Annotated in this window: 3 protein-coding genes; all 3 read right to left on the bottom strand. The window is 42.3% G+C overall.

All coding sequences use genetic code 11. The features are described 5' to 3' along the window. A partial coding sequence (locus RMO79_RS01495) for a diacylglycerol kinase (protein WP_310481283.1) occupies window positions 1–228 on the bottom strand: 228 nt, incomplete at its 3' end. Between the two features lie 55 nt (window positions 229–283). Next, window positions 284–2,641 carry a cyclic nucleotide-binding domain-containing protein gene (locus tag RMO79_RS01490; RefSeq protein WP_310481282.1) on the bottom strand — a complete coding sequence of 786 codons (2,358 nt, stop codon included), beginning with the start codon at window positions 2,639–2,641 and terminating at the stop codon, window positions 284–286. Between the two features lie 64 nt (window positions 2,642–2,705). Continuing rightward, the coding region (locus tag RMO79_RS01485; protein WP_310481284.1) for a transposase at window positions 2,706–2,820 on the bottom strand (115 nt) is incomplete at its 5' end.

Below are 2,820 nucleotides of genomic sequence, written 5' to 3'. Positions count from 1 at the left end.
GATCGCGCTGTTTAATAATTCGCCGAGTAGCATCATTCCAGTCGCAATTAGAATAATGGCTAGATCTACCCATCGGTAAAAAAAGCCCGCGAAGACAACGATCGGAATTGATAATACCAGCTTGTAAGCAACGCTAAAGTCAGTGATGACGGCAAAATACAGCCCCTTGAGGATGACTTTGAATTTTTTAATGGGATGGTAACCGGGAATACTATATTTTTTTTGCATATATAAACACCCACGATCGATACTTCGATGCTAGCAAAAACTAATCTAATTATGCCTAAATTGTTTGGAGCGATCGCATGAATCGTTGGAGCTGACGACTTTCTAGTTCTAACACCCGCCGCGAAAAATCGCGATCGCGATCGAGCAGATCGTCAAAAGCATTGACGGGAACTGCCAAAATTCGCGTCAGATCGCTACTCGCGACGATCGTATTTTGAGAGTCGCTGTGCGCTAAAACTTCTAGCTCGTCGAGAGTTTGCCCTAAATGAAGTTGCTCGATGCGGATTTGGCGATCGTCTAAATAGAAATGAATATCGGCAGATCCGGCAATTAATAGTAGTAATTCTCGACAGGTATCGCCAGCTTCGGTAATAACTTCTTTATTATTAAAAGTTCTTACTTCGGCGCGACTTGCTAGGGCTATTAATGTTTCACCCTGCATTCTGTTAAAGAAATCGCTATTAGCTAAATACACCACCTTTTCTAGCAGTGGGAATGTAATTAAAGGCGGGGAAGCAGTGGCTTGCGATCGGATAATTGCTGTTGTTTCTTGAAGTAACGGCGAATCGCTCTGACAATCGATCGCCAGTTGCTGACTTTGGGCGAGGTCGAGTTGGGCGATAATATATAAGCAAGCCGATTGAATTGTGGGATTGAGATCGATTAGCAACGTTTCTAAAGCTGCTAAAATCTCTTCACTACCATAGTCTAACGCACAGACATTTCCGCTTTCCGATAACGGATTGAGGTTGGATAATATCTCTGGCTGAAGCCGATGTTGCCAATTATCGGTTGCTAATAGTTCTCCTAAAATAGCTGGCGCAAGCGTTCCCAATTCTTTACCAATGGCGAGTGCGGCGGGATCGGTTTGAATTTCGAGTACGCCTAAAATCGTGCGGACGATTAGTTCTTTTTTATGATGGATGCTATCGCGTAATAGTAATAGGACTGGCAGATGTGCTTGTAAAATTGGTTGATGGAGAGCGCGATAACACTGAATCAGCGCGGGTAATTGAGAGAGTAAAAATTCAGCTCGATTGATATTGCTAGCTTCGGGAGCGATGCCGCTTAAAATCCAGGCTTCTTCTTGCGGATCGATCGAATATTGACGACGGAGGGCACTAATTTCATCGGGACTTTGGGCGAGTAAATTATCGAAGGTGTTATTGCTATCGGTAGACTGTTTCTTCTGCAATAGCATCAATCGCTCTAGTGATTTGGTATAACCAGTTAAGCGAATTTGATTTTCTAAGCTGCGTTGACGATTCGGATCGAGTAGTTGCGGATCTTCAATGCCTAGTTCTTCTAATACTTCCCGATGTTCGTCGTTAGTAATGCCCAATTCTTGGCGAAGCTGTTGCAATACTTCTAAGCTACTAGAATAATTTGCATAGCCTTCTGCCAATGCTTCGCGGACGACTCCTTTATAAGCAGTATGTCGTTTTTCTCGCGTGAATCCGGGCAAAACTTTTGCTAATATATAGACTTCGTGAGTATTGAGATCGCTTAAAGATCGTCCTTCTAAAAACTGGGAAACATCGAGTTGTAGCTTCTCTAACTGCTTGCGAAAACGGCTGGCTAAATTTTCTCTAGTGTAGAGATCTGCACTCCGGTGCCAAGTTTGATAAACCCAGAGCGTACTCAGTAATACCAAGCTGAGTTCGTAAATATATTGACCCCAAATTGGCATGAGTTGAACTAAGGGACGGCCACCAAAGATAAAGAAGAAATTAAAAATTATAAATGTTAATAGCGTAAAAATTCGATGTTTGATAACTTCTGGAGCCAATGGGCGCGCGCGGCGAAGATTATATCCTTTAACAGCACGTTCGATCGATCTTCCCGCTCGATCTCCCAACCAAGTAAAGATACCTAATGTAATTGGTACTGCCACAATTTTGGGGACATTAATAGTATATCCGAATATATAGAAACCCGGACTTAATAAAGATGATAATTGATTAGTTTGGCGCGCCCAAGCTCCAGAAAAATAATAATCCCAACTGCCAGCATATAGATAATAGTAAACAAAATAGCCGACAACTAAACCCACATAACCATACCGCAACCATGATGATTCTGGCTTACTCAATCCATCCCAATAAGCGCGTTCCGAATCGATATCGATACAAGGATTTTGACAAGCCACACAAGCACTTTGCTCTTTCCCATCGGGTAATACCGTCCGACACATCGACTGCGTAATCGTGGTATCGCTAGTATGCGCGTGACTGCTAAATAAACCACCTGGCTCGCTGTAAATCTGCTGTACTGGAGCCATCGGGCAAAAGTAATTGCACCAAGATTTACCGCCATACAAATAACCGACGGCAATCGCCGCCGCAATTGTAAATAATATCCACAATGCTAAGACTAATCGATCGGCATTAAAAAATAAAATTCGCCCACACAAGCCGACAAATAGCCAGCCAAATTGTACGTAAGGATAATGGTTCTACCGAACCTGCTATGCAGGTTTAAATATTAAAATGCCAGGATAACATGCTTCTAATCTGAAAATTATCAAAATTCCTAAATCCATATCCTCTCCTTTTTATCAGCTTGAGTTTATTATTAATTCCTTCAACAGCC

The organism is Chamaesiphon sp. VAR_48_metabat_403 (assembly GCF_031422475.1).
Classification (GTDB): domain Bacteria; phylum Cyanobacteriota; class Cyanobacteriia; order Cyanobacteriales; family Chamaesiphonaceae; genus Chamaesiphon.
This window is presented reverse-complemented; position numbering and strand designations above follow the sequence as displayed.